The sequence below is a fragment of the Virgibacillus profundi genome (assembly GCF_002287375.1).
Taxonomy (GTDB): Bacteria; Bacillota; Bacilli; order Bacillales; family Amphibacillaceae; genus Virgibacillus_K; species Virgibacillus_K profundi.
Window position 1 is genome coordinate 1 of record NZ_NPOA01000082.1, and the last position, 415, is coordinate 415.

Annotated in this window: 1 protein-coding gene; it reads left to right on the plus strand. The window is 44.3% G+C overall.

The annotated features are described in order from the left end of the window. The coding region (locus CIL05_RS22475) for a hypothetical protein (protein ID WP_206207829.1) at positions 1–399 on the plus strand (399 nt) is incomplete at its 5' end. Between the last annotated feature and the right edge of the window lie 16 nt (positions 400–415).

Here is a 415-nt window from a genome sequence, read left to right on the forward strand (position 1 = left end):
ATCACGGGAAGTAAAAGTCGTAACAAGGTTTCCGTAGGTGAACCTGCGGAAGGATCATTGATGAACAAATTTGGTGCAAGGGAACTCGTGGTCCCTTCGCACACAATAACCTGTGCACTTGCCAGTGTTTGGTTACCTCAGGGTACCATTCTTCTTTCGGGGAATGACACGTTGATTTACTGCGGGTGTGTGTGTGAAGCGTTAGTTGATAACGCTGCACTTACAACTGCTTTAGATCTAGTTCCCCAGAAGGATTTACCCAGACGGGGTGGCCGATCTTTTAGTAACCATGTATTCAAACAATGCCTGATCTTTATCTGTGCCTTCATTGGAACAGAGAAAATGTTTAAAGTAAAATACAACTTTCAACAATGGATCTCTTGGTTCCGGCATCGATGAAGAACGCAGCTTTCAC